The sequence below is a fragment of the Empedobacter sp. UBA3475 genome (genome assembly GCF_002378465.1).
Classification (GTDB): Bacteria; Bacteroidota; Bacteroidia; order Flavobacteriales; family Weeksellaceae; genus Empedobacter; species Empedobacter falsenii_B.
Genome location: NZ_DFRA01000068.1, coordinates 35,520 through 60,197 on the forward strand (window position 1 = coordinate 35,520; position 24,678 = coordinate 60,197).

25 protein-coding genes are annotated in these 24,678 nt (G+C 31.1%); 13 read left to right on the plus strand and 12 right to left on the minus strand.

Features of this window, described 5'->3' with window-relative positions; translation table 11 throughout:
• Positions 1 to 69: 69 nt before the first annotated feature.
• From B3I31_RS13935 to B3I31_RS13955, 5 genes are all read left to right on the plus strand, one after another.
• The gene (locus B3I31_RS13935; protein ID WP_219034361.1) at positions 70 to 345 is read left to right on the plus strand and encodes a hypothetical protein; all 276 of its coding nucleotides are present in this window, start codon (positions 70 to 72) and stop codon (positions 343 to 345) included.
• 417 nt (positions 346 to 762) lie between these two features.
• Complete coding sequence (locus tag B3I31_RS13940) at positions 763 to 1,389, plus strand: peroxiredoxin (RefSeq protein ID WP_038336698.1); 627 nt, start codon at positions 763 to 765, stop codon at positions 1,387 to 1,389.
• Positions 1,390 to 1,548: 159 nt separating this feature from the next.
• Positions 1,549 to 1,866: a thioredoxin family protein gene (locus B3I31_RS13945; RefSeq protein ID WP_286495177.1), complete on the plus strand. Its 318-nt coding sequence runs from the start codon at positions 1,549 to 1,551 to the stop codon at positions 1,864 to 1,866.
• Positions 1,847 to 2,098 carry a DUF6952 family protein gene (locus tag B3I31_RS13950; RefSeq protein WP_038336694.1) on the plus strand — a complete coding sequence of 84 codons (252 nt, stop codon included), beginning with the start codon at positions 1,847 to 1,849 and terminating at the stop codon, positions 2,096 to 2,098. Before B3I31_RS13945 ends, B3I31_RS13950 begins: the two co-directional genes overlap by 20 nt.
• Before the next feature lie 171 nt (positions 2,099 to 2,269).
• Entirely contained in the window at positions 2,270 to 3,442 is a 1,173-nt protein-coding gene (locus B3I31_RS13955) for an IS4 family transposase (RefSeq protein ID WP_225542925.1), read from the plus strand.
• An 87-nt stretch (positions 3,443 to 3,529) separates the two neighbouring features.
• Here the strand turns inward: B3I31_RS13955 and B3I31_RS13960 are convergent, their stop codons facing one another.
• Both B3I31_RS13960 and B3I31_RS13965 read right to left on the minus strand, forming a co-directional pair.
• Positions 3,530 to 4,150 (minus strand): L-threonylcarbamoyladenylate synthase, encoded by a 621-nt coding sequence (locus B3I31_RS13960; protein WP_219034359.1) that lies wholly within the window; start codon positions 4,148 to 4,150, stop codon positions 3,530 to 3,532.
• Between the two features lie 63 nt (positions 4,151 to 4,213).
• The gene (locus tag B3I31_RS13965) at positions 4,214 to 5,089 is read right to left on the minus strand and encodes a DUF808 family protein (protein WP_286495179.1); all 876 of its coding nucleotides are present in this window, start codon (positions 5,087 to 5,089) and stop codon (positions 4,214 to 4,216) included.
• Between the two features lie 197 nt (positions 5,090 to 5,286).
• Here B3I31_RS13965 and B3I31_RS13970 point away from each other — a divergent pair, with 197 nt between their 5' ends.
• The 7 genes from B3I31_RS13970 to B3I31_RS14000 all read left to right on the plus strand — a co-directional run bounded on the left by B3I31_RS13970 (position 5,287) and on the right by B3I31_RS14000 (position 10,977).
• Positions 5,287 to 5,871 carry a Crp/Fnr family transcriptional regulator gene (locus B3I31_RS13970; RefSeq protein WP_286495180.1) on the plus strand — a complete coding sequence of 195 codons (585 nt, stop codon included), beginning with the start codon at positions 5,287 to 5,289 and terminating at the stop codon, positions 5,869 to 5,871.
• Positions 5,872 to 5,925: 54 nt separating this feature from the next.
• Entirely contained in the window at positions 5,926 to 6,360 is a 435-nt protein-coding gene (locus B3I31_RS13975) for a carboxymuconolactone decarboxylase family protein (protein WP_286495181.1), read from the plus strand.
• Positions 6,361 to 6,453: 93 nt separating this feature from the next.
• A complete protein-coding gene (locus tag B3I31_RS13980; protein WP_115000956.1) occupies positions 6,454 to 7,167 on the plus strand; it encodes an AAA family ATPase in 714 nt (237 codons plus the stop codon).
• 74 nt (positions 7,168 to 7,241) lie between these two features.
• Entirely contained in the window at positions 7,242 to 7,664 is a 423-nt protein-coding gene (locus B3I31_RS13985; protein WP_260392513.1) for a GNAT family N-acetyltransferase, read from the plus strand.
• Positions 7,665 to 7,743: 79 nt separating this feature from the next.
• Entirely contained in the window at positions 7,744 to 8,781 is a 1,038-nt protein-coding gene (locus B3I31_RS13990) for a sulfite exporter TauE/SafE family protein (RefSeq protein WP_291059367.1), read from the plus strand.
• An 81-nt stretch (positions 8,782 to 8,862) separates the two neighbouring features.
• Positions 8,863 to 10,146: an MFS transporter gene (locus B3I31_RS13995; RefSeq protein WP_291059369.1), complete on the plus strand. Its 1,284-nt coding sequence runs from the start codon at positions 8,863 to 8,865 to the stop codon at positions 10,144 to 10,146.
• 66 nt (positions 10,147 to 10,212) lie between these two features.
• Entirely contained in the window at positions 10,213 to 10,977 is a 765-nt protein-coding gene (locus tag B3I31_RS14000) for an Eco47II family restriction endonuclease (RefSeq protein ID WP_280051168.1), read from the plus strand.
• Here B3I31_RS14000 and dcm read toward each other — a convergent pair.
• Both dcm and B3I31_RS14010 read right to left on the minus strand, forming a co-directional pair.
• Positions 10,953 to 12,191: a DNA (cytosine-5-)-methyltransferase gene (gene dcm, locus B3I31_RS14005; RefSeq protein ID WP_115002090.1), complete on the minus strand. Its 1,239-nt coding sequence runs from the start codon at positions 12,189 to 12,191 to the stop codon at positions 10,953 to 10,955. The two genes, B3I31_RS14000 and dcm, sit on opposite strands and share 25 nt — an antisense overlap.
• Positions 12,192 to 12,312: 121 nt before the next feature.
• Positions 12,313 to 14,697: an outer membrane beta-barrel family protein gene (locus B3I31_RS14010; protein ID WP_291059372.1), complete on the minus strand. Its 2,385-nt coding sequence runs from the start codon at positions 14,695 to 14,697 to the stop codon at positions 12,313 to 12,315.
• 165 nt (positions 14,698 to 14,862) lie between these two features.
• Here B3I31_RS14010 and B3I31_RS14015 point away from each other — a divergent pair, with 165 nt between their 5' ends.
• Positions 14,863 to 15,417, plus strand: coding sequence for a DUF4303 domain-containing protein (locus B3I31_RS14015; protein ID WP_291059375.1), 555 nt, complete (start codon positions 14,863 to 14,865; stop codon positions 15,415 to 15,417).
• A 37-nt stretch (positions 15,418 to 15,454) separates the two neighbouring features.
• On the opposite strand, the gene rpoN is transcribed toward B3I31_RS14015, so the two are convergent.
• From rpoN to B3I31_RS14055, 8 genes are all read right to left on the minus strand, one after another.
• On the minus strand, positions 15,455 to 16,927 hold the full coding sequence (gene rpoN / locus B3I31_RS14020) for an RNA polymerase factor sigma-54 (RefSeq protein WP_286485672.1): 1,473 nt from the start codon (positions 16,925 to 16,927) through the stop codon (positions 15,455 to 15,457).
• A gap of 81 nt (positions 16,928 to 17,008) precedes the next feature.
• Positions 17,009 to 18,457, minus strand: coding sequence for an asparagine--tRNA ligase (gene asnS / locus B3I31_RS14025; protein WP_180904648.1), 1,449 nt, complete (start codon positions 18,455 to 18,457; stop codon positions 17,009 to 17,011).
• A 163-nt stretch (positions 18,458 to 18,620) separates the two neighbouring features.
• Positions 18,621 to 19,058: a hypothetical protein gene (locus B3I31_RS14030; protein WP_280051165.1), complete on the minus strand. Its 438-nt coding sequence runs from the start codon at positions 19,056 to 19,058 to the stop codon at positions 18,621 to 18,623.
• A gap of 58 nt (positions 19,059 to 19,116) precedes the next feature.
• Complete coding sequence (locus B3I31_RS14035; protein ID WP_219034348.1) at positions 19,117 to 21,528, minus strand: DUF5686 family protein; 2,412 nt, start codon at positions 21,526 to 21,528, stop codon at positions 19,117 to 19,119.
• Between the two features lie 76 nt (positions 21,529 to 21,604).
• Positions 21,605 to 22,159, minus strand: a complete 555-nt coding sequence (gene frr / locus B3I31_RS14040) for a ribosome recycling factor (protein WP_115000990.1) — start codon at positions 22,157 to 22,159, stop codon at positions 21,605 to 21,607.
• 8 nt (positions 22,160 to 22,167) lie between these two features.
• Positions 22,168 to 22,878, minus strand: a complete 711-nt coding sequence (gene pyrH, locus B3I31_RS14045; protein ID WP_115000992.1) for a UMP kinase — start codon at positions 22,876 to 22,878, stop codon at positions 22,168 to 22,170.
• Between the two features lie 50 nt (positions 22,879 to 22,928).
• Positions 22,929 to 23,696, minus strand: coding sequence for a TatD family hydrolase (locus B3I31_RS14050; protein ID WP_221855403.1), 768 nt, complete (start codon positions 23,694 to 23,696; stop codon positions 22,929 to 22,931).
• Complete coding sequence (locus tag B3I31_RS14055; protein WP_221855401.1) at positions 23,686 to 24,675, minus strand: GSCFA domain-containing protein; 990 nt, start codon at positions 24,673 to 24,675, stop codon at positions 23,686 to 23,688. The genes B3I31_RS14050 and B3I31_RS14055 overlap by 11 nt, the downstream gene beginning before the upstream one ends.
• Between the last annotated feature and the right edge of the window lie 3 nt (positions 24,676 to 24,678).

Sequence of the window (24,678 nt, forward strand, 5' to 3'; positions counted from 1 at the left end):
CATCAATTAAATAACAATATTATTGTCCGAAAAAGTCATTCTGAATATCCTTCACGAGATTCTAAAAAAATGACAGTATATGATGATTTACTGGTTGTTTATTTAGATGAAAATAAAAATTTATCGAAAGCTATTTATTTTGATAACGAAGGTCATGTTATCAATTATTCGATTACTTATCCCGAAAAAAAGATTACATTTCTGAGTGAAACAAAACCCAATCAACCCATATTTAGATTGATTTACTCGCTACTCGAAAATAATGAAGTTAACACAGCTTTTGAAATTTCAATGGATGGAAAAAATTTTAATACCTATATCGAAAGAAAAATTAAAAAAATATAAAACGAAAAAGGTTAGTGAATTCACTAACCTTTTTCGTTTTAATATCTTAATCTTTCTCTATGCCTTGTGAACTTATCATTAAATCATAATTATCACAGTCGTTTTTAAATAAAATTTAATTCATTTTAAATAATCATCAACATAATGAATATCATTCTTTAGGGTAAATAATCTTCGTAAATTAGCGTATAAATAAGATAAAAAGGCTGTTGTATTGAATTTCAATAGAATATTAACTCAATAATTATTATTAATCATATATCATAAATATAATTTATAGTATAATCTATATTTGAAATTGAAAATATATGGACAGTTTAAAATATCAGTCTAAATTTGTATCAGTAAAAGAGATAAAAACTATTACAAGTTTTATCACATCGAGAAGTAAAAAACAAAATATAAAAAATTAAAATTATGTCATTAGTAGGAAAAAAAGCGCCTTTATTCACAGCGCCAGCAGTAATTGATGGAGACGAAATCGTAGAAAACTTTTCAATGCCAATCGGAGAGAAAAACATCGTTTTATTCTTCTACCCAAAAGATTTTACATTTGTTTGTCCAACAGAATTACACGCATTCCAAGCTAAATTAGCTGAATTCGAAAAAAGAGATGCTGTTGTAATCGCTGCTTCTTGTGATTCAGAAGAAACTCACTTAGCGTGGTTAAACACTGCAAAAGATAACGGAGGTATCGAAGGTGTTACTTACCCAATCGTTGCTGACTTAGCAAAAACTATCGCTATGGATTACGGAGTTTTAGCTGGTGAGTATGTTTACAATGAAGAAAATGATTCTTTAAAATTTGAAGGAGCTCCAGTTGCTTACCGTGGTACTTTCATCATCGACAAAAATGGTGTTGTTCGTCACGAAACAATCAACGATTTACCATTAGGACGTAACATCGATGAGTATGTACGTTTATTAGATGCAATTTTACACGTTGAGAAATATGGTGAAGTTTGTCCAGCAAACTGGGAAGAAGGAAAAGATGCTATGAACGCTACTAAAGATGGTGTAGCTTCTTACTTAGCTTCTCACTAAAAATAACTTGAAAATCTTTTGATTTTCAAAATTCACGAAGAGGCTGTCTAAAAAATTTGACAGGAGATTTTAACGAATTCATTTTCAATAAAAATCACTAAGCTCAACACTTAGACAGCCTTTTTTATACCCAATTTTTAACTTATAAAAATTAATAAAATGTTTGCAGAATTAGAACAAGATAACTTAGCACAAGTAGTTGCTGATAACAATATAGTAATTGTACAATATGGTGCTGGATGGTGTGGAAACTGCCGTTTAGTAAAACCAAAATTCAAAAAATTAGCGGCTGAATATGAAGGTCAAGCTGAGTTTTTATATGTTGATGCTGAAAAATTAGTAGAATCAAGAAAATTAGCTGAAGTTCCAAATTTACCAACTTTCGCGGTTTTCAAAGGAGGAGAAAATGTAGGACAAGTAACTGCGTCTAAAATTGATGCTGTAAAAGAATTGATCAATGAAGTTGCCGGTATTTAAGAATTTAGCAAAAAACGTTTCTATTGAAGCAATGGAAACAGCTTTAGAAGTTTTGGAAGTTTATGCTGATTCTCCAGCTGTAAAGGAGCCAGAACAAGAAGTAATTGGAGAAATGATTTCTAACATTTGTGGAGCTATGGAAATGAAGCAAATGATGGAAGAAGAAGGATTGGACGAGCGTACTGCTGCCAATACTTTTATGCAACGCGTAATGGGTTCGATTGATAAATAATTTTATCAATTAGTTAGTATAGAAAAAGGATTTCAATTGAAATCCTTTTTTGGTTTTATATAATTAATGTTGAATCATTAGCGTCCTAAACGTTAAAAGAAAGCGTAAAAAAAGCGCGTAAATTTCGGATCTCAAATTATCTTTGAGTTGGACACCAAAAAAAACACGCGCTTGATGGTAAATATAACATTGTTTTCTCAGATAATAACAAAACTTAACCGCTCAAATTTCAAAAAATTAGTAAACGAAAAGCAAACGGATAAGCACAACAAAGGTTTTGACAGTTGGAGTCATTTGATTTCCATGCTATTTTGTCATTTTGCACGTAGCAAGTCTGTTCGTGATATAAGCAATGGCCTTCGATCTGCTACGGGAAATCTAAACCATCTTGGTATAGTTAAAGCGCCCTCTAAATCATCAATAAGTTATCAGAATAAAAACCGAAGCCATGAGCTATTTAAAGAATATTATTTTGCTTTGCTTCAAAGTTTAGGACAGCACCCCAAGTTTAAACAGGTAAAGTTCCGCATAAAATCAAAAATCCTATTATTAGACTCCACCACAATATCCCTATGCTTAAGTATTTTTGATTGGGCAAAATACAAGACCACCAAAGGAGCTGTTAAAATGCATACACTTCTTGATTTTGATGGGAATCTACCAGCTTACATCAATATCACCGATGGTAAAACAGCTGATAATAAAGGAGCTTACGACATTCCTTTGCTGAAGGGTAGTGTTATTGTTGCAGATCGATTTTACAATGATTTTAGCCTGTTAAACATTTGGGACAGCAAGCAAGTATACTTTGTAATTAGACACAAGGATAACTTGAAATTTGAGACAATTAAGGAGTTAGAATTACCTAAGAACAGGCATCAAAATGTTCTGAAAGATGAAATCATTACTTTGGCTAATGAAAAATCAAAACAGCTATACCCTAATAAACTAAGGCGTGTAGCGGTATGGGATCAAGAAAACGAACAAGTCATAGAGCTTATTACCAATCAGTTTACCTGGACGGCTCATACGATTAGTGAGCTTTATAAAAGTAGATGGATGGTGGAGATATTCTTTAGAGACTTAAAACAACTTTTACATATAAAAACCTTTGTTGGAACCTCGGAAAACGCTGTAATGATACAAATATGGACGGCGCTTATCACTATTTTAATACTTAAAGCACTACGTGCGCAATCAAAATTCAATTGGCATTTATCCAATTTAGTCGCTTTTATAAGACTAAATCTTTTTGTGAAGATTGAATTACAAAAATGGCTTGATAATCCACTAAAGGAAGTAGAAAAACCTCCTCCAAAATTGGAACAAGGGGTTCTATTTTAAATTTTGTCCAACTATAGCTTGTATCCTACTAAAGTGGGTGGATATTTTATGCCCTAAATTTATTTAGGACGCTATTGATGTTGAATCCTATAAATAATCTTCAATATCACCCTTACCTTCACGTAAAACCTCTACTCCATCCGTCATATCAACAACAGTAGACGCAATATTATCTCCATAACCACTATCAATGACAGCATCTACAAGCTTCTCCCATTTTTCAAAAATCAATTCAGGATCTGTTGTATATTCTACAATTTCATCTTCATCATAAATAGAAGTTGAAGCAATAGGATTTCCTAATTTTTCGACAATCATTTGCGGAACAGCATGATCTGGAACACGAATACCAACCGTTTTTTTACCTTTGTAAGCAACAGGTAAATTGCGCGATGCATTCATGACAAATGTAAAAGGACCTGGTAAAGCGCGTTTCAAAATTTTGAACGTACTGTTATCAATTGGTAAAGTATATTGTGACAAATGGCTTAAATCATTACAAACAATAGAAAAATGAGATTTTTCAAGTTTAACACCTTTCAATCGAGCAAGTTTCTCCATTGCTTTAATATTCGTAATATCACATCCTAATCCATACACAGTATCGGAAGGATAAATAATTAAACCTCCATTTTGTAAAATCTTAACCACTTGATCAATCGCTTTTTCTTGTGGATTTTCTGGATGAATTCTGATATAATCTGCCATTTGTAAATCTTTATTCAAAGATACGAAATAGTTAACAATTCTTTTCGAAATCTATTCTATCTCCTAACCTTTAGCTAAACCTATTATTTTCTTAACTATTGTGACAAGTACCACAACCAATAATCCTGCAATCAAAGCAATCAAAGCTTCGCTAATCATCATTGGAATTGCTGTAGGTAAATGATGATGAATATAATCGATGTTATGAACAAATATCCCGCCTGAAACCAATAAAAGCGCAACAGTCCCTACAAATCCTAAAATTTTGATCACATATGGTAATGCATCAACCAAAAAATGTCCTAATTTAGAAACAGCTCCTTTGTCGTGTGATGCTTTTATCAGTTTAAAACCTGCATCATCCATACGAACAATTAAGGTTACAATCCCGTAAACACCAATGGTTGCTAAAATTGCAATAAACGAAACTGTAAAAACTTGTGTCAACATTGGTTGTTCCAAAACTGTACTCAATGCAATAATCACAATTTCTATCGAAAGGATAAAGTCCGTAATAATCGCAGATTTCACTTTTGATTTTTCCGAAACATGCTTCTTATCTTCTACTTTATCTTCATGAATAACTTCTGAACCTTTTTTTGGACGGTGAAAAATAAACTCGATTATTTTCTCTACACCTTCAAAAGCTAAATAAAAACCTCCCAAAATCAAAACATATTTTATCACTTCTGGCATATAATGATTTAGTGTCAAAACAATTGGAACAATGATCAATTTATTGATAAAAGAGCCTTTTGTTATTGCCCATAAAACTGGTATTTCGCGCGAAGATAAAAATCCCGTTGCTTTCTCAGCATTTACAGCCAAATCATCTCCTAAAATCCCTGCTGTTTTACTCGCTGCTACTTTACTTGTAACCGCTACATCATCCATCAATGCTGCAATATCATCTAAAATTGCAAATATTCCTGAAGCCATATTATTGTTATTTTTTGGTTCGTAAAAGTAAAAAAAAATGTCAAATCTTTATAGATTATTTTTATGTTCTTTCGACGATTCATTTCAAGTAAATTGCACTCCAAATTCTGACTATAAACCTGATTAATTTTAAACTAAATTAAGTCCTTTCGGAAACTAATCATTAATTTTAAAGAGAAATATATTAAGCTTATAAAATGGAAAATTCTTTCGGTCAGTTAAAGAAACATATTCAAATTTTCACTTCAATTTCTGAAGAAGAATTTCACGATTCAGTCCAATATTTTGAGAAATTTTCGGTGAAGAAAAAAGAAATGATTCATAAAGCTGGAACAGTTTGTACGTACAATTATTTTATTATTTCTGGATGTATTCGATTATTTTTCATCAATGAAAAAGGTGTAGAACAAACCATTGATTTTGCTATCGAAAATTGGTGGTTGACAGATTTGTTTTCTTACATTAATCAACAAAGTTCTGAGTTTTATATTCAAGCTGTAGAAAATGCAATTATTATGAAAATGAGTAAAACGAACGAAGAAATTTTATGCGAAAAACATCCTATTTTCAATTCGTATTTCAAACAAATTTATCAAAAAGCAAATGCTGCTGCTCAAATGCGTTCCAAATATTTGAAAGAGTTTTCGAAAGAGGAGTTTTATCTTCACTTCAAGAAAAATTTTCCTGAGTTTTTACAACGTGTTCCGCAATATTTATTAGCTTCTTATTTAGGTTTCACACCCGAATATTTAAGCGAAATCCGAAAGAAAGAGTTTTCTTAAACCAGTTTAATTTTATTGAATAAATAATCAACGAACTTTGTAAAAAATTAAGAAATGAAATCACGATTAAACATTCAAAAATTAGAACCAAAAGCTTACGAAGCAATGTATGGTCTAGAGAATTATTTAGCAAATTCTGAATTAGATAAATTACATTTAGAACTTATTAAAATCAAAGCTTCACAAATCAATGGTTGTGCTTTTTGTATTAATATGCACACCAAAGACGCGATGAAATTAGGCGAAACAAATCAACGTATTTTTTTGTTGAATGCGTGGCGAGAAACGACACTTTTTACAGAAGAAGAGCGTGTGATATTGGAGATGACAGAAGAAATTACAAATATTAGTCAACATGGTTTATCAGAAGAAACTTATCAAAAAGCATTAACACTTTTTTCTGAAAATTATATTGCGATTATCATTATTGCAATTACCACGATTAATGCTTGGAATAGAATTGCAATCAGTTCTCATATGACGGTTTAAAATTTTAGCTTCAGAAATCTGAAGCTTTTTTTGTGCTAAAAATCGGCTTTCGGATTAAAATAGTTTATTTTTGAGTCTTGAAGTAAAATTGATATGAATATTTACGATTTAATTGTTGACGATAAGGAAGAAATTTCTTTGAATGATGTTTTTTTAGATGATCAAAATCTTGCTCAAGTAAAACAACTTATCAAAGAACATAGATATATAGAGGAATTGAGTAAATATAATTTACCTGTCAATAATAAAATTTTGTTGCATGGATTTTCAGGTTGTGGAAAAACAACAACTGCAAAAGCAATTGCAAATGAAATCGGAAAACCTATATTGATTTTGAATTTAAGTAATATTGTTTCATCAAGAATTGGTGAAACTTCACAAAATATTCGAATGCTTTTTGATAAAGCTGCTCGTGAAAAAGCGATTCTATTTTTGGATGAGTTTGACCAAATTGGAAAAGCGCGTGGAAATGACGACAAAGATGTTGGCGAAATGCGTCGTTTGGTAAACACGGTAATTCAATTAATTGATTATTTGCCACAAAATTCGTTGTTGATAGCCGCAACAAATCATCCACATATTATTGATGTTGCATTATTGAGAAGATTTCAGTTAAAAATTGATTTCAAAATGCCAACATCTGAAATGTTAGATGTTTATTACGATAAACTTTTAAACGATTTACCAAAAGATATTCAATCTCTTAAACGAAAATACAACGTTTCATTTGCAGAAGCTAAAGATTATGCGCTTACAAATGCAAAAGCATTATTGATTGAAAAATTAGAACGTCAAGCAAATTCTTAAAACCAAAATATGGAAGACGAATTAATTTATTTCAGAGAACTTTTGGACACTGATGTAGCACACGGCTTTTCGAAATTTATTCGAATGCAAAAGCCATGAAATACCGCGAAACCGCATCAATGAAAACGATCAAAGATTCGTACAAAATGCTAGAAAGAGATAAAGAAAAAAAGAATTCTGGATATGAATTTCGCTTTGCTGTTATCGAAAAATCTTCTGAAACCTTGATTGGTACTGTAATGTTTCAACCTGTTCATGACAAAGCGATTATTGGCTATTCCATTGATGAACAATTTTGGAACAGAGGTTACGCAACACGAATCATCAATCTGATTTCGAAAGAGTTGAAATTGAGAAAATATATGCTGATTGAAGCTTGGGTGAAAAAAGAAAATATCGCCTCGTCTAAAGCCTTATTAAAAAATAATTTTCAGCAAATTTCGCAAACAATTTATCCGAAAAATCATCTTTTTCAATTAAGATTTACTTATTCTTAAGTTTTACTTAAGATAAGTCTTTAGACATTTATTTCTAAAATCATCGTCCTAATTTTGTAACAGAATAAAATTTCTGATCATGATTTTTACTATTTTTCTCCTATTTATTGGAGCAATTTTAGCATTTTGGATAAGTGCAATTTGTGGCGGTGGCGCAAGTTTAATCTTAATTCCAATCCTCAATCTTATTATTCCAACTTCGTTAGTCCCTTTTTCGTTAACAATCGGAACATTTACAAGTTCTGCCTCTCGAATAGCGGCTTTCAGAAAATCTGTACATTGGAAAATCTTCTTTTGGTTCGTGCCATTTTCGATTCCAGCAGTTTTAATGGGCGCTTATTTAATCAAATTTATCAACCCAATTTATTTACAAATTATTGTAGCTGTATTATTGATTTCAAATGTTCCACAATTATTTCTAAACAAAAAACAACAAGACAATGAAGAAAAACCTTCATCAAAATATATTTTGGCCATTGTTGGTTTTTTAGCTGGATTAGTTTCTGGAATAACAGGAGCAATAGGTTTATTATTCAATAGATTTTATTTAAAATATGGATTAACAAAAGAAGAAATTATTGCAACGCGAGCTGCCAACGAAATTATACTTCATATCATAAAATTAATCATTTATATTGTTCTTGGTTTATACTCAAAGAACGCATTATTACTTGGATTGACGATTGCAATTGCCTCAATTATTTCTTCTTATACGGTCAAATATATTTTACCTTATTTTAGCGATTTTATTTTCAGAAAAGTTGGTTATGCAGCGATGGTTATTTCTGGAATTACACTTTTTTATACAAGTTCCCAAAAAATCATTCAAGAAGATAAAGTTCAACTTACAACAACAAGTAAAGGTGACGAAAATGAAACCACTTTAAAATGGCGAAACAGCGATTTTGTGATGGAATATTCGTTAGATGGTGAATTTGAGATTGAACGTCCAATTCAACCGAATGAATTACCTAAAAATTTATTAAAGAAATACAATGAGATTTTACCTAATTACGATAAAATCCATCTCGAAAAAGTATTCAGAATTGGAGAAGATAGTTATGAGTTTTATTGTTACAAAGACAATAAACTGACCAAATTTGAACTGAAAGAATAGAAGATTGAACAATTAATTTTTACGAAACATTATTTTTGATAAATTATTCTTAAGTTTAACCAACATTACTATAAAAAATTTATGAATACAAAAGATAATCCCAAACTAATACGAGCTTGGATTTCTTACGACTGGGCAAATTCTGTTCATTCTTTAGTTATTGCCTCTGCTATTTTTCCGGTTTATTACACTTTAATGACCTATGATGCGAACGATCACCCAATTAAATTTTTAGGATTATTACCAGAGTCCGCATTCAATTTTTCATTGGCAATTGCTTTCTTTTTTGTGATTGTTTTGTCTCCTGTTTTATCTTCAATTGCAGATTTAATCGGAAATAAAATAAAATTTCTTCGCTTTTTTTGCTATTTAGGATCTTTCTCATGCATCGGAATGTTTTTCTTTACATCAAGCGATTTAGTTTGGTTAGCTTTATTACTCAATATCACTGCAAGCATAGGTTTTTGGGGAAGTTTAGTTTTTTACAACGCCTATTTACCAGAAATTGTCTCAGACGAAAAAATGGACAAAGTTTCGGCGCAAGGTTATATGTTTGGTTATATTGGTTCTGTCATTTTATTGACGATTTGTTTGGCAATGATACAATTCGCCCCAGAAGAACAACAAGCAATGTTTACTCGAATAAGTTTCTTATTAACAGGAATTTGGTGGTTAGGATTTGGACAAATTGCATTAAGTAAATTACCAAACCACAAATATGATCGCGAAATTCCAAAAGATATCATCAAATCGAGTTTTAGAAATTTAAAACATACCTTCAAAGATCTTAATCAATACAAAAATATTCGTGTGTTTTTGGCTGGATTTTTCTTTTACAGTTTAGCAATGCAAACTATCTTTTTGATGGCGGCAATGTTTGGAAGTTCAGAAATAGGAATGGAATCTTCAGAATTGATTATGACCATTTTATTAATTCAAATTGAAGCTGTTTTAGGTGCATGGTTATTCTCTTTTCTATCAGGAAAAATAGGAAATAAGAAAACCTTATTAATCGGGATTTTTATCTGGATTATTACATGTATTATTGGTTATTTAATTAATAAAAATGAACCTAATGTAAAAACTCAATTTTACGTAATGGCAGCAATGGTTGGTCTTGTAATGGGAGGTTTGCAAGCTTTATCACGTTCTACATACGCCAAATTATTACCAGAAACAGAAGACACAACAACCTATTTTAGCTTTTACGATGTGTTCGAAAAATTTGCCTTATTTTTAGGTTTAGTTATTTACGGATTATTGATTGAATATTCTGGCGGAATGAAAGCTTCTGCACTTGCAATGGGCGTTTCGTTTGCGATTAGTTTCGTTATTTTATTGTTCTATAAAATGGAAAAGAAGTAAAGCATAATTACATTTTTATATAATCGAATAATTATTCTAACTTAGCAATATTATACAATACTGGTAATGAAAAATAAATATGTAAACTTTATTTCAGATGAGCATTTATTAAATTGCATTGAAAATTTATATAAATCTTATCAAAAGGCTAAAAGCAAAATTTCTAAAAAAAGTTTTTATACAAATAAAGTTGACACTATTAAATTAACTTTTGATTCAAAATTTAATAATATTGATGAAGAAGATTTGATACAATCTGAGATTCTTAGACAAATTGATAAATCTATAAACAATTCTATCGGAACTTTTCATGAACAAATTTTAGGTGGAATAAAAGGTTATGAAATTGGAAATTTAAGTGGATTTGATATAAAAGCAAATGATGACACGTTATTTGCAGATATCAAAAACAAACATAATACAATGAATAGCAGTTCTTCGGAAGCTCTTTTTCAAAAATTGGCTCGATATGCAGATGATTACAAGAAAGCTAAATGTTATTGGGTTCAGATTTTAGCGAAAAATAGTTTTAACGAAAATTGGAAAGGCGAAATTAATGGCAAAGAATATAGTCATTCAAGAGTTTTTAAAATCTCTGGAGATCAATTTTATGCTTTACTAACTGGAGAAGAAGATGCTTTCTATCAACTTTATAAAGCGCTTCCTATTGCAATAAATGATTTTTTAGAAACCACAAAAAAAGAACAAAACGAAAATGAAAATTCGGCTTTAGAAGAAATTACTTCAGAAACCGAAAATTCAAAACGTTCTATTCTTGATCAAATTTCCTTTGATAATTATTCTTATTATTCAGGTTTTAATAAACTATAATATTGGTTAAGAAAATTAATTATTGAATAACCAACCTCTTTTCCTAAATTAACGGGAACTGCATTACCAATTTGCTTATATTGTTGTGCCATAGGCCCTGAAAATTCCCATTCATCAGGAAAAGTCTGAATACGAGCATATTCTCTTACTGTAAAAGGGCGAGTTTCATCTGGATGACAACGCTCTGTTTGTTTTTGGGCAGGGCTACATGTTAAGGTTAAACAAGGTTCGTCCCAGCCTATTCTTCTTGCCATTCCTGTTTTTCCTCCACCTAAATAAAAACTTGCTCCCATAAATTCTTTCTGAATTTCAAGAGGTAAATCTCTCCAATAGCCTTTTGGAGGAACTAAATCTAATACACTTTTCTTGCTTTCAGGATATTTAGCTCCAGTAGATTTTGGAACATTACAATCGAACAATTCTCCTTTTTTCAATGCATCAGAAAGATTATATATTTTTTTGTACGGCGTTGGATAGTGATAATCTATTGGAATATCTTTACGAATTCCTACTAAAATTAATCGTTCTCTTTTTTGTGGAACATTATAATTAATTGCTTTCAAAACCTCTACTGGAACTACTTTATACCCAATTTCATCTAAAATTGAAATCATTCCACGTAAAGTATTACCATTATCATGATTCAATAAACCTTTTACATTTTCTCCAATACAAATAGGTGGATTAACTTCTTTTACAGCTCTTGCAAATTCATAAAATAAAGTTCCTCTTGCATCTTCTAAACCAAGTCTTTTTCCTGCGTAACTAAAAGCTTGACAAGGAAATCCTCCTGTTACAACATCAACTTTATTATAATATTCAGAAAAATTAAAATTCTTAATATCACCTTCTAAGACATTCCAATTTGGTCTATTTTTTCTTAAAGTTTCACAAGCGTGTTTATCAATTTCATTTAATGCAACACATTTCAACCCTGCTTTTTCCATACCAATTGCCAAACCTCCAGCTCCAGCAAATAATTCTAAGACATGAAAATCTTGCGTTGGCTTTACAAAATTTGAAACAGTTTCTTCAATATCTGTCTGCAAAAATTCAGCAAACAACGTCTCTACATCTCTTCTCCTATAAACTCTATAATTACTTATAGGTTCTCGAACAGCCGATAACTTCCCTTCTTCATCCCAACGACGAAGTGTTTTTGTACTTTTATTAAGTAATTTCGCTGTTTCTGAAATAGTTAAATATTCACTCATAACCAAATTATACAACATTAGACATTGGTTACAAAATAAAAGAAAAAAAATAGAATTTCAAAGAAAAAATTATAAAAAAACAACCCCAATATCATCGAATATTAGGGTTTAGTTTTAAAAATTATAATCTTCCTTTTTCAGAACTACTTTTTGATTGTTCTATTGTGAATGATTTTCCGAAATTGTATCGAATTCCAACACGATAATAACGAGCGGATTGTCCTGTATAAACAAATTTTGTATCGTTACTAAAACTTTGATCTTGCCAAGCTCTATCTTTAAATACATTGTTTACATTAAACGAAACTTCGAATTTTTTATCCAAAAATAACGCTCTCAAACCAAAAGCTGTACTCCAATTCGCGCGACTTCTTGACATAGCATCAATCGTTTTTGTTGTATAATTTGTGGTATGATTAAATAATAATGTTTTCGATTTATTCAATTCCAAATTATTTGTCAAACGAAATTCTCCATTAAATCCATCCAATACATAATTATATTCTGGAATAATTCCTTTCGTTTTTTTGTAATACAAATCAATCGCTCCATTGACTTTCCACCATTTTACAAGCTTAAAATTTACATTTTCACTAATCCCAAAACTCTCCGAATCAGCATAATTGTATGGAATCCAGTTTTGCGTATTTTCGCTCGGATTTACAACCACAATTTGATTGATTTCATCCGTAGAATTTCTGTAATATAATGTTGTAACTGCCAAATCTTTGTATGCATATTCCAACTCATAATTATACGAATAAGAAGGTTTTAATTTCGGATTTCCTTCGGCAAAAGAATAAGGAGAATAAATGGTACGAAACGGATTCAATTGTCCCATAAAAGGTCGATCAATACGACGCCCAACATTAATACTTAACGAATGATTTTCAGCAGGTTTATACATCAAATAAGCGGTTGGAAATAATCCATCATATTTATAGGTATCATGTTGATTTTCTTGCGGAGAAAAACCTTTTGCATCTGTATTTTCGTATCTCAAACCAACTTTTGCAGACCATTTTTCTGAAATATCTTTTTCAATACTCGCATAAAAAGCCAAAATATTTTCGTCATAATAAAAACCATTACTCAACTTTTCATCATAAACAGGCGACCCAGAAGATGTGTTGTAAAATAAATTATCGCTATTATTTTTCGTCCAACTATAACGTCCACCATAATTTAGTTTCCAAGTATTAACGGGATGTTCCATATCAATATTCAAACTATAATTATTTGCTTTTTGGTCGGACAAACTTTTATTTCCTTGATATTCTGTTTTATTTTCAACATCTTCTGAATTAAAAAATCGGTTTGAAGTTACACTTGTATTGTTATTATTAAAATTTACCCAATCAAAATCAAATGTCAGTTTTTTTCCGATCGTATCCATTTTATAAATCACATGATAATTCAGCGTATTGTATTTCGTGTTTCCTTTGCTTCCATTTCGATCATTCAGAATATAACTCAACAATTCATTTTTATCCAAACTATTTATCGTTGTTTTCGTGCCACCAGTTCCTTTTCGATTTCCAGCATATAAATCAACCGTAAAACCAGTCGTCAATTTATCTGAAACTTTATAATCCAATCCTAATTTTCCGCCAATATTTCTATTTTTTCCACTATTTTTTTCTCTTTCAGTCCAAACTTCATTAGTCTTTCTAAAATAAATATCAGATTGTCCAATTCCATCATATTCACCAAAACCACCAAAAATATTCGAAACTAAAGTCCATTTATTTTTTCGGTAATTAAACGATGCACTATTGTTCCAATATGGTTTGTTATAATGTTGCAATGATGACGACAAACTTCCATTCCACGAGTCTTTTTTGCCTGATTTCAGTACAATATTGAGAATTCCACTATTTCCTATTGCTTGATATTTTGCGGGTGGATTTGTAATTACTTCAATTTTCTCAATATCATCTGCACGAAGCGTTTTTAAATAATTTGTCAATTGATCACCAGACATTTCCAATAAACGATCGTCCACCATCACACGCAAATTACTTTTACCAATTATCGAAACTACATCATTATCAACCTTTACACGAGGCGCCAATTTTAGCAAATCTAATGCATCTCCGCCTTTTGCTCCCTCCGCTAAATCAGCATTAAAAACAAGTCGATCAACTTTCTTTTCTATTAATTTTTTCTGACTCTTTACAACCGTTTCATTTAATGTAATATTTTCAGTTTTAGGAAGAATAATAACGCCTAAATCCTGATTTTTTCCACATAAAATCGTTTGAGTATGAAGCAAAACACCAGCTTCTTCTATTCGAAACATATAATTTCCTTCGGCTAAATCAACTGTAAAACTTCCTTTATCATCAGTTGAAATTTCTTCAATAATTTGATCATCTTTCAGAATAATCACATCTGCTAGACTAACAGGCATTTGATTCGTATATTGCAAGCTTCCTTTATATTGTTGTTGCGCAAAAATCGAGGTCGAGGCAAATAATAAAATTGGTATATATAATTTAGACATATTAGGTTTGTTTACTATAATGACGTGTGAATTACAGAAAAGTTACATAGAAAATGAATAATAATTGAATTTGTCTTTAAAAAATAAATTAACAATGATTTAATATTTAAAGAATTTTACTACATTTCAAAAAATAATTTTAACCGATTAAAAAAATATAAATGAATGGATTTTAATGAATTAAAAAACAAATTAGTGCAATCAACCAAACAAGCCTTTTTGAAAATTTATAACGAAAATCCTTCCCAAGACCTTTACGCTTTTGCCTTGTGCAATAACGACTCGAAAATAGCTATTCATCCTTCGGCAAATTCTGTAGAACATTTGGAAAAAGTTTCGGATGAAGACGATTTTTGTTACTACAAATACGAGCCTTCTGAATGGAAATATGATTATTTAGGAGCTGAAAATTCTTTCCAAGAAATCAATCAAATGTGCAAAGAAATCGTTGATGAACACGACGATGACGAAGATTGGTTTTATCAATTTCAGAATAAAATTAATGAAAAATGTATCGAAGTTTTAGAAGAATTAAAGAATGAAAATTTCTTTTCAAAATTAATCGGTAGAGATATTTTCTTAAACTTTTCTGTAATTGATGATGATTTGAACAAAGAAAAACAACAAAAAATTATTACGCAATTGAATGATAATTCGTACAAAGAAGATTATTTTGAATGGATGACAACTTGGGGTAAAAACAAAAAAAGAGCTTTATAAAAAGCTCTTTTTTTGTTTGATGATATTTCTAAAAATTTTAGATTTCTTTTCTCAATCTTGCAACCGGAATATTTAGTTGTTCACGATATTTTGCAATTGTACGACGAGCAATTGGATAACCTTTTTCTTTTAAAATTTCGGTTAATTTTTCATCTGTCAAAGGTTTACGTTTGTCTTCATCTGCAATTACATCTTGCAAAATTCGTTTGATTTCGCGCGTCGAAACTTCTTCACCTTCATCATTTGTCAACGATTCTGAGAACAAATCTTTTATTAAAAATGTTCCATAAGGCGTTGTGACATATTTTGAATTTGCTACACGAGAAACTGTCGAAATATCCATTCCAATTCTGTCTGAAATATCTTTCAAAATCATCGGTTTGATTTTCGTTTCGTCTCCTGTTAAGAAATATTCTTTTTGAAATTTCATAATCGCTTCCATCGTGTATAAAAGCGTGTTACGGCGTTGCTGAACCGCATCAATAAACCATTTCGCAGAATCTAACTTTTGTTTTACAAACATTACAGCTTCTTTCTGTTGATTCGATTTATTTTCGGTTTTCTTATATGTATCTAACATTTCTGCAAACGCACTCGAAATTTTCAATTCTGGTACATTACGTCCATTTAACGACAATTCTAAATCGCCATCGTTGATATGAATCGTAAAATCTGGCGTTATTTGCTCTACAATTTTACTACTACTCGAAAATGATTTTCCTGGTTTTGGATTCAAACGTTCAATCTCCGAAATTGCATCACGCAACTCATCATCATCCGCATCATATTTTGCCATCAATTTCGAATAATGCTTTTTCGTAAATGCATCAAACGATTCTGAAATTAATTTTTCGGCTAACTCTACTGCTTCTGTTTGATTTTTATTTTCTAATTGAATCAATAAGCATTCTTGCAAATCACGCGCACCTACACCAACTGGATCCATTCGTTGAATATAATTAATCAACAAATTTTCAACCTCTTCTGGCGAAGTGTAAATATTTTGCGAGAATGCTAAATCGTCAACCAACGATTTAATATCACGACGCATATAACCATCATCGTCAATATTTCCTAAAATAAATTCAGCAATTTGAAATTGTTCCGAAGTTAATCGATTCGTATATAATTGTGATGTCAAAAACTCGATAAAGCTCTCTCCTTGCGCATAAGGAACAGATTTATCTTCGTCATCATCACTATAATTATTCGTATACGTTTTATAATTTGGGATGTCATCATCGCTCAAGTAATCATCAATATTGATATCACTTGTATCAATCACTTGCTCGTCGCCAAAATCATCACCCTGATTGTCCCATTCTTCCTGCTCTCCTCCGTAATCTTCATCATATTCAGAAGATTGATCATCCAAAGCAGGGTTTTCTTCCAACTCTTCCTTTACGCGTTGTTCAAAAGCAACCGTAGGAAGTTGAACCAACTTCATTAATTGGATTTGTTGTGGCGATAGTTTTTGTTGTAATTTTAAATTTAATTCCTGCTTTAACATATTTTGGGTTTTGGCTTATATAAAAAACGGATTTAGCTTAAAGTTACAATTTTTAAGCATAAATCCGTAAAAATATTTTGATTAAAATTCAGCGTTATTCGGTGTTCTAGGGAAAGGAATTACGTCACGAATGTTACCCATTCCTGTAACGAATAATACCAAACGCTCCAAGCCTAAACCGAAACCTGAATGTGGCACAGAACCGAAACGTCTTGTGTCGCGGTACCACCATAATTCTTCTTTATCGATTCCGAATTTTTCCATTTTTTCGTCTAAAACTTCTAAACGCTCTTCACGTTCAGAACCTCCGATAATTTCTCCGATTCCAGGGAATAAAACGTCCATTGCGCGAACTGTTTTTCCATCATCATTCATACGCATGTAAAATGCTTTGATTTCTGCTGGATAATCAAATAAAATTACTGGCGTTTTGAAGTGTTTTTCAACTAAATAACGTTCGTGTTCTGATTGTAAATCTGCTCCCCAACCTTCGATTGGATATTTGAATTTACCTTTTTTATTTGGTTTAGAATCTTTTAAGATATCAATTGCTTCTGTATAAGTTAAACGAATGAATTTGTTATTTAAAACATATTCTAAACGCTCAATTAGACCTAATTCAGAACGCTCTGCTTCTGGTTTTTGTTTTTGCTCTTTGTCAAAACGCTCTGCTAAGAATTTCAAATCATCTTTACACGTTTCCATTGCGTAAGTGATAACAGATTTCATGAAATCTTCTGCCAAATCCATATTTTGATCCAAACGGAAAAACGCAACTTCTGGTTCAATCATCCAGAATTCAGCTAAGTGACGAGAAGTATTCGAGTTTTCTGCGCGGAAAGTAGGTCCAAATGTATAAATTTTCCCTAATCCCATTGCTGCTGTTTCTCCTTCTAACTGTCCAGAAACCGTTAAGTTAGTCGATTTACCAAAGAAATCTTGTGTATAATCTACTTTTCCTTCTTCATTTTTAGGCAAGTTTTCCATATCCAAGTTTGTGATATGAAACATCTCTCCTGCTCCTTCAGCATCAGATCCTGTAATAATTGGCGTGTTGATGTAAACGAATCCATTTTCGTTGAAATACTTGTGAATTCCGAACATTAACGCATTACGAACACGCATAGTTGCAGCAAAAACATTCGTTCTGAAACGTAAATGTGCTTGCTCACGCAAAATCTCTAAACTGTGTTGTTTTGGTTGTAAAATAGTTCCTTTTAAATCATCAGATGGCGCAGTTCCTAAAATTTTGATTTCTTTCGCAACAATTTCAATATCTTGACCTGCTCCTTCACTTTCTACCACTTCTCCTTTCACTTGTAAAGAAGCTGCTGTAGAAATTTGTTTTATAATTGATTCGTCAAAATTTTCGAAATCTACTACTACTTGAATATTATTAATTGTAGAACCGTCATTCAACGCGATGAAACGATTACTTCTGAACGATCTTACCCATCCATTTACAACTACTTCCTGTAGCAACAAATCCTTGCCTTTTTCTAATAAGGCTTTAATTCCGTACGATTGCATAATTTTTTAATTTATCCTTACAAATTTAGTTATTATTTAAAGTTATAAAAATTATAGGCATAATTTTTGCGAATATTTTTCAACCAACCTAAAAATCCTTTACAATTTCAATGAAAATGTAAAGGATTTTTGATTTTAGTTTATTTTTTGAAGTGAAATTATTCTAGTTCTTAGATTCAAAACGCAAAAGAAGTTCATTTATTCTTTGAATAAGAACTTTATCAGAATTATTATTTTGAATTAAATAATCTACATAATTTTTTAATTCGTAAAATTGACTATCAGTTTTAATTTGATCTTTCTCAATTATCTTTTCGATTCTTTTAAAATATGATTCAAAAATATCAATGTCATAATTGGTTGTCTTTATCAAATATTCATTAAAACCAAAATCTCTATCTTCGATAAAATCAGACGTTAAATCTTTAAACCAGTTTTTTAAAATAGTTAATTTTCTTTTTGAATAATACTCCTCTGTTTGAGTTTTTAGACGAATATATTCATCTTTCATTTCATTATTAAAAGCAAGATGAACAATATAATAATCTATAGTCGCAAGTACTAAATCTCTATATTTTTTAAGTTCAAACTCTTTATTCATAAATTTAAATCAATATATACGATTCTGAAACGAGTCCAGAATGACAAAATCTAAATACCTACAAAAAATTCAAATTTACAGTTAATTTTAAATAGAAATTATCTTGGAATTTTTCTTCTGAATAAGCACCTAAACGGTAAAATGCTCCCAATCCAAATGTTTTGAAAATTAAATTATTTACTTCAACTCCTGTTTCGTGGTAATAATGATTCAATGTTTTGAAATCTAAATTTTGATGATCTGTTTTATCTTTCATATCACCTAAAACTCCACGGTAAACGAATTGTGGGAAAATAATTTTGTTTCCGACTTTAACGCCAGCAAAAATATGTTTCAATTGAAAGGATACAAATCGATCCGAATAAAATTCTCCAGGACGCATTGTTTCGAAATTTGTTAAACCTCCTACTCCAAAGTTTGCAAAATCATTACGTTTTGCGTTTCCTTGTCCTTCGAACAAGTTCATCAACGGCATTTTTCCTTCAACCCAACCCGCATTTACATTGAAATTTGTTTTACCAACTCGCGTATCGAACACATCAAAATAAGAAATATTGAAACGAAGTGGATCATAATCAGAATTGAAAATATCCCAATATTTCGTCAACATTGCATAGAAAACAGATTTCCCGCTATTCACCGTCACTTTTCCGTAAGGCGTGCGGATAAACTTGTCTTTTGGTGCAAAACGGATCGCTAATTGCGTATTATACAAATCGTACCAACCTATATTATTCAGGAAAGAATAATCAAATTCTGCTTGTTGTTTTTCATAATTTGCCGAAATATTGAAGGTTACATTCTTGAAAATATCTTGCTCATATCCAAAAGAATAATGTTTATACGAAAAATATTCGTGATTATAAATATTACTAAAAGCTCCAGAAATTAGACGTGTATAATTCGATTGTAATAAAATTGGCGTTTTCCCAGAAGCCGAAACATCTTGCGAGTATTTTGCAAAAATTCGACCCGAATAAGGCTTATTTACATAATAATCTCCACCAAATCCAAACTTGAATGTTTCATCTTTGAAACCATAAGCTGAATACGCATTCAACGAATATTTATCGCTCCAATTTTCATTTGTATTAAACGCGGCACCAAGTCTAAAACCTTCGTAATCATTAAACGCTAAGATTTTTGTTAAATCTAAATCAACTTTTCCTAATGATAATTTCCCACCAGAATTGATGATTCTCATCAATTTCATTTGACGTTCTAACTTATATTTATCGCCAATACTATCAATTGTCGTATAAGTATTTCGCTCTTTGTTTGATAATGACGAATCGCGGTAATCTTCCATCACATTGTCCCATTTCTTTTCGTTCATATTTTGAAAAGAAATTTCGTCTTCGTAACCTAAAAATTCGTTGCGTTTGAAATGTGCTGGATTTTGAATATCCTTGAAAGTTGTTTCAAGATTAATCCAAATTTTTTCTTTTTTATCAATAAAATCATCATCGGATAATTTCTCTGTAATCTTAAAATTACCAGCTTCCATGCGATATTTTTGTTGATTTGGAATCCAAGAACCATTATTCAATTTCCAATCTGCTTCTAATTCTGCAACATAATTTGAAATCGTATTTTCTGCTTCAATTTTGATTAAAGCATACGTTCTATCATCAATCCAAAGTGTTCCTTTAATTTGTCTTTTATCCGTTTTGATTGAAGGGAAAAAGCTAATAACAGCCGTTTTTCGCCCATCAATAAAAATATCCTCTTTGAAACCATAACGGTAATGCGAAAGACCTTCTCGACTTACTGGATTAATAATTCCTTTGAAGAAAAAATTGATTTTATCTTGATCAAAATTGAACGCAATTGGTTGCATCGCCAAATATTCGTACAAAGGCGAACGCATTCCAGAAATACGAGAAGATTGCACGATATTTTTTAGTCCAAAACGCTTCGAAACTTTATGATCCATTGCACGTTCTCCCAAAAATAAATGACTGTTGTCTAACAATTTTTTCCATTGATTATTGACAGAATCTTTGTGATTTTGAGGTTGAATGATAAACGGAATCGAATCGTTATTTACTGTACTCCAAAATTTAGTGTATGATTTTAGGAAAATATTTCCTCCGTTTCTGATTGTATTTTTGGATTGATTGCGAATTGCTTTGATAATCAAATTACGACCAACAGAATCATTTGTCGTAAAACTAACCTCATCCAAACTAATGAAAGAAGGTTTCATCATAATTTCCACCAACTTTTTACCATCAGTCTGAATACTTTCTGAGAAATATCCGTTTTTGATTATATCAATAAAATGAACAGAATCATTGATATCCAATTCTCCTAATTCGTCTGTTTGACCAAGAAATTGTTTGGTATCGCTGTAAACATTAGCACCAGTTAAACGAAATTCGTCTTGAGCATCGAATACTCTCACTTTAATTTGAGCAAATGTGGCAATTGAAATACAGAAATTTAGCAGGAATATATAGTTCTTCATCTTTTGAAATTGATTATGCAAATAAATAAAAAAAGCAGCGAAACGCTGCCTTAAAATATTTTTTTTTCAAGAAAGATTAAACTTTCATGATTTCAGCTTCTTTTTTCGTTAAAGCTTCTTCTAATTTCTTAGAAAACTTGTCTGTTAATCCTTGAACACGTGTTTCGTAATCTTTCACCATGTCTTCAGAAGCTTCTTTTACAGCTTTTAACGCTTTGTTCGCATCTTGACGTGCATTACGAAGAGAAATTTTAGCAGTTTCCATATCCGATTTGGCCATTTTCACCAACTCTTTACGACGTTCTTCTGTTACTGGAGGAATACTGATAATAATTGTATCTCCATTGTTAGAAGGTGCAAAACCTAAATTAGCATTGATGATTGCTTTTTCAATTTCATGAATTAAATTTCTCTCGTATGGTTGAATGCTCAATGTCATTGCATCTGGTGTATTTACATTTGCAATTTGAGTTAACGGAGATAAACTTCCGTAGTAATCAACACGAACTGAACTTAACATTGCAGGAGTAGCTTTACCTGCTCTTAATTTGTCGAATGCAACCTCTAAGTGACTTACAGTTCCCTGCATTTGCTCCTTAGCCGTTTCTAAAATAATATCTAATTCTTCCATTTCGGGATTTATTTATTTGTTACTAGAGTACCTACGTTATCTCCTAAAATTAATTTTTTCAAGTTACCATCTGTATTCATATCAAATACAATAATAGGTAAATTATTTTCTTCACTCAAAGTAAAAGCTGTCATATCCATTACTTTTAAGTTTTTATCGTAAACTTCTTGATAAGAAATTGTTTCGAATTTCTCTGCTGTTGGATCTTTTTCTGGATCTGCAGTATAAATTCCATCAACACGAGTTCCTTTCAAAATAACATCAGCTTGCGTTTCAATTGCTCTCAAAACGGCTGCTGTATCTGTTGTAAAATATGGATTTCCTGTTCCTGCACCAAAAATTACGACACGACCTTTTTCTAGATGACGCGTAGCTCTTCTTTTGATAAATGGTTCTGCGATTTGCTCCATACGAATAGCCGTTTGTAAACGTGTATTAACACCAGCATCTTCCAAAGCTCCTTGCAATGCCATACTGTTAATCACAGTTGCCAACATTCCCATATAATCTCCTTGTACACGATCCATACCAGAAGCAACACCTTGTACACCTCTAAAAATATTACCACCTCCGATTACGATTGCCACTTCGCAACCAAGTTCAGCAACTTCTCTAATTTGTTGCGCATATTGTTTCAGCATATTTGGATCAATACCATATTGTAAATCTCCCATTAATGCTTCACCACTCAATTTAAGTAATATTCTTTTGTATTTCATCTTGTCAAAGGTTTTCTTTTGCAAATATAATTTTTCTATTCTGATTTATCCTAACGTTCGAAAATGTCAAACGCATTTTTTGTTGTAATTGCTGCAATTTCAGCTGGTGTTTGATGGTAAATATCAACCAACTTATCGCAAACATGTGTCAAATAACTACTTTCATTTCGTTTTCCACGAAACGGAACTGGCGCTAAATAAGGTGAATCTGTTTCGAGAACGATATGTTTGATATCAAAATCACCTAAAAATTGATCTATTTTACCATTTTTAAAGGTTACAACTCCACCAATTCCTAATTTCAAATTGAAATCTATTGCGCGTTGTGCATCTTCTTTTGTTCCTGAAAAACAATGAAAAATTCCGAATAATTTTTCATCTTTCACTTCTTCTAACACTTCAAAAACTTCATTGAAAGCATCTCGACAATGAATGATAATTGGTAAATTCTTTTCTTTTGCCCATTCAATTTGCATTTTAAATGCATCTTGTTGCGTTTGTAAAAATTCTTTTTCCCAATACAAATCAATTCCGATTTCGCCAATTGCTTTAAATGGTCGTTTATCAATCCATTCGCGCACATGAGCCAATTCGTCTTCTATTGTATCTGGATGAACCGAACACGGATGCAAACCCATCATCGCAAACATCGAATCTTGGTGAGCAGCTTCTAACGCCAACATTCTATCCGTGTAACTTTTATCAATTGCTGGCAAATAAAATCGCTCTACTCCATTTTGCTTTGCTCGCGCAATTACTTCATCTATATCATTCTCAAATTGCTCCGAATATAGATGTGTATGTGTATCAATTAACATGTTTTATTTTTGATTTCAAAAGTTCATTTTCAACTGAAAAATCAAGTTGATTTCCTTTTTCTAATTCATTCATCAATGTAATCGTTTTTACTAAAAATTGTTGATAATTGTCTGATCCTTCATTAAAAGGGCGATGATTAATTGCTGAAATAACTTTATTTATTTTTTGAATAATTGTTTGCGTTGATTGCTCGAAATAAGTTTCTGAAAACTTTTCCCAAATATAATCAACGGCTTGTTTCGATGGATGAATCAAATCTTCTTTGAAAAAACGATAATCTCTCAAATCATCTAAAACTAATTCATATGACGGGAAATATTCAACTTGATTATTTTGAAGACTTAATTGATATAAAGCATCCAACAGTCTAGCTTTACTTACATTATTTTCGATCATTCCATCTTTTGTATGACGAACAGGACTAACTGTTGTAATGATGCGAATAGTTGGATTAATTTTCTTCAAATCTGAAACAATCAATTCCAACGATTTTAGATTATCTTCTGTTGTTAATAATCTTTTTTCAAATTGTTTTGCCTCAACTTTATGACAATTCGCGACAACTTGATTTGAAGTTTTCCATTCATAAATCCACGATGTTCCCAATGTAATCATCAACACATCACAAGAATGAATGTAATCATGAACCTGATTGATTGTTGAATTTAATTCCTCTAAAACAGCTTCTTTCGTCAACGCATTAAACGACGAATGTACATCGAAACAGAAAAATTCTTCTCCGTTTTGATGTACATCAGTTATTGTAAAATATTTTTTATGAATGCTTCTTTCTATTAAATTTTGAATGGAATGTGAATTAAAAATCACTCCAAATGGATTAATTAATCCATCAAACTTTAAATCGGTCAAACGCTTTCCAATTTCATCTGAAAAACAAGAACCTATCGTCAATATTTTGTGTTGATGATTGAGTTTAAAATCAGAAGATTGAATTTGAAAAGACGTTCGAAATTGCATTTT

What these genes read in the sequence shown, in the direction of transcription:
- B3I31_RS13995 (WP_291059369.1), top strand. Translation starts at nt 8,863, where the DNA reads ATGAATACAAAAGATAATCCCAAACTAATACGAGCTTGGATTTCTTAC.
- B3I31_RS13960 (WP_219034359.1), bottom strand. Translation starts at nt 4,150, where the DNA reads ATGGCAGATTATATCAGAATTCATCCAGAAAATCCACAAGAAAAAGCG.
- B3I31_RS14035 (WP_219034348.1), bottom strand. Translation starts at nt 21,528, where the DNA reads ATGAAGAACTATATATTCCTGCTAAATTTCTGTATTTCAATTGCCACA.
- pyrH (WP_115000992.1), bottom strand. Translation starts at nt 22,878, where the DNA reads ATGAAATACAAAAGAATATTACTTAAATTGAGTGGTGAAGCATTAATG.
- B3I31_RS13990 (WP_291059367.1), top strand. Translation starts at nt 7,744, where the DNA reads ATGATTTTTACTATTTTTCTCCTATTTATTGGAGCAATTTTAGCATTT.
- B3I31_RS14050 (WP_221855403.1), bottom strand. Translation starts at nt 23,696, where the DNA reads ATGTTAATTGATACACATACACATCTATATTCGGAGCAATTTGAGAAT.
- B3I31_RS14015 (WP_291059375.1), top strand. Translation starts at nt 14,863, where the DNA reads ATGGATTTTAATGAATTAAAAAACAAATTAGTGCAATCAACCAAACAA.
- asnS (WP_180904648.1), bottom strand. Translation starts at nt 18,457, where the DNA reads ATGCAATCGTACGGAATTAAAGCCTTATTAGAAAAAGGCAAGGATTTG.
- B3I31_RS14030 (WP_280051165.1), bottom strand. Translation starts at nt 19,058, where the DNA reads ATGAATAAAGAGTTTGAACTTAAAAAATATAGAGATTTAGTACTTGCG.
- B3I31_RS13950 (WP_038336694.1), top strand. Translation starts at nt 1,847, where the DNA reads ATGAAGTTGCCGGTATTTAAGAATTTAGCAAAAAACGTTTCTATTGAA.
- B3I31_RS13980 (WP_115000956.1), top strand. Translation starts at nt 6,454, where the DNA reads ATGAATATTTACGATTTAATTGTTGACGATAAGGAAGAAATTTCTTTG.
- B3I31_RS14010 (WP_291059372.1), bottom strand. Translation starts at nt 14,697, where the DNA reads ATGTCTAAATTATATATACCAATTTTATTATTTGCCTCGACCTCGATT.
- B3I31_RS13935 (WP_219034361.1), top strand. Translation starts at nt 70, where the DNA reads ATGACAGTATATGATGATTTACTGGTTGTTTATTTAGATGAAAATAAA.
- B3I31_RS13975 (WP_286495181.1), top strand. Translation starts at nt 5,926, where the DNA reads ATGAAATCACGATTAAACATTCAAAAATTAGAACCAAAAGCTTACGAA.
- B3I31_RS14055 (WP_221855401.1), bottom strand. Translation starts at nt 24,675, where the DNA reads ATGCAATTTCGAACGTCTTTTCAAATTCAATCTTCTGATTTTAAACTC.
- B3I31_RS13940 (WP_038336698.1), top strand. Translation starts at nt 763, where the DNA reads ATGTCATTAGTAGGAAAAAAAGCGCCTTTATTCACAGCGCCAGCAGTA.
- B3I31_RS13970 (WP_286495180.1), top strand. Translation starts at nt 5,287, where the DNA reads ATGGAAAATTCTTTCGGTCAGTTAAAGAAACATATTCAAATTTTCACT.
- B3I31_RS14000 (WP_280051168.1), top strand. Translation starts at nt 10,213, where the DNA reads ATGAAAAATAAATATGTAAACTTTATTTCAGATGAGCATTTATTAAAT.
- dcm (WP_115002090.1), bottom strand. Translation starts at nt 12,191, where the DNA reads ATGAGTGAATATTTAACTATTTCAGAAACAGCGAAATTACTTAATAAA.
- B3I31_RS13945 (WP_286495177.1), top strand. Translation starts at nt 1,549, where the DNA reads ATGTTTGCAGAATTAGAACAAGATAACTTAGCACAAGTAGTTGCTGAT.
- frr (WP_115000990.1), bottom strand. Translation starts at nt 22,159, where the DNA reads ATGGAAGAATTAGATATTATTTTAGAAACGGCTAAGGAGCAAATGCAG.
- B3I31_RS13965 (WP_286495179.1), bottom strand. Translation starts at nt 5,089, where the DNA reads ATGGCTTCAGGAATATTTGCAATTTTAGATGATATTGCAGCATTGATG.
- rpoN (WP_286485672.1), bottom strand. Translation starts at nt 16,927, where the DNA reads ATGTTAAAGCAGGAATTAAATTTAAAATTACAACAAAAACTATCGCCA.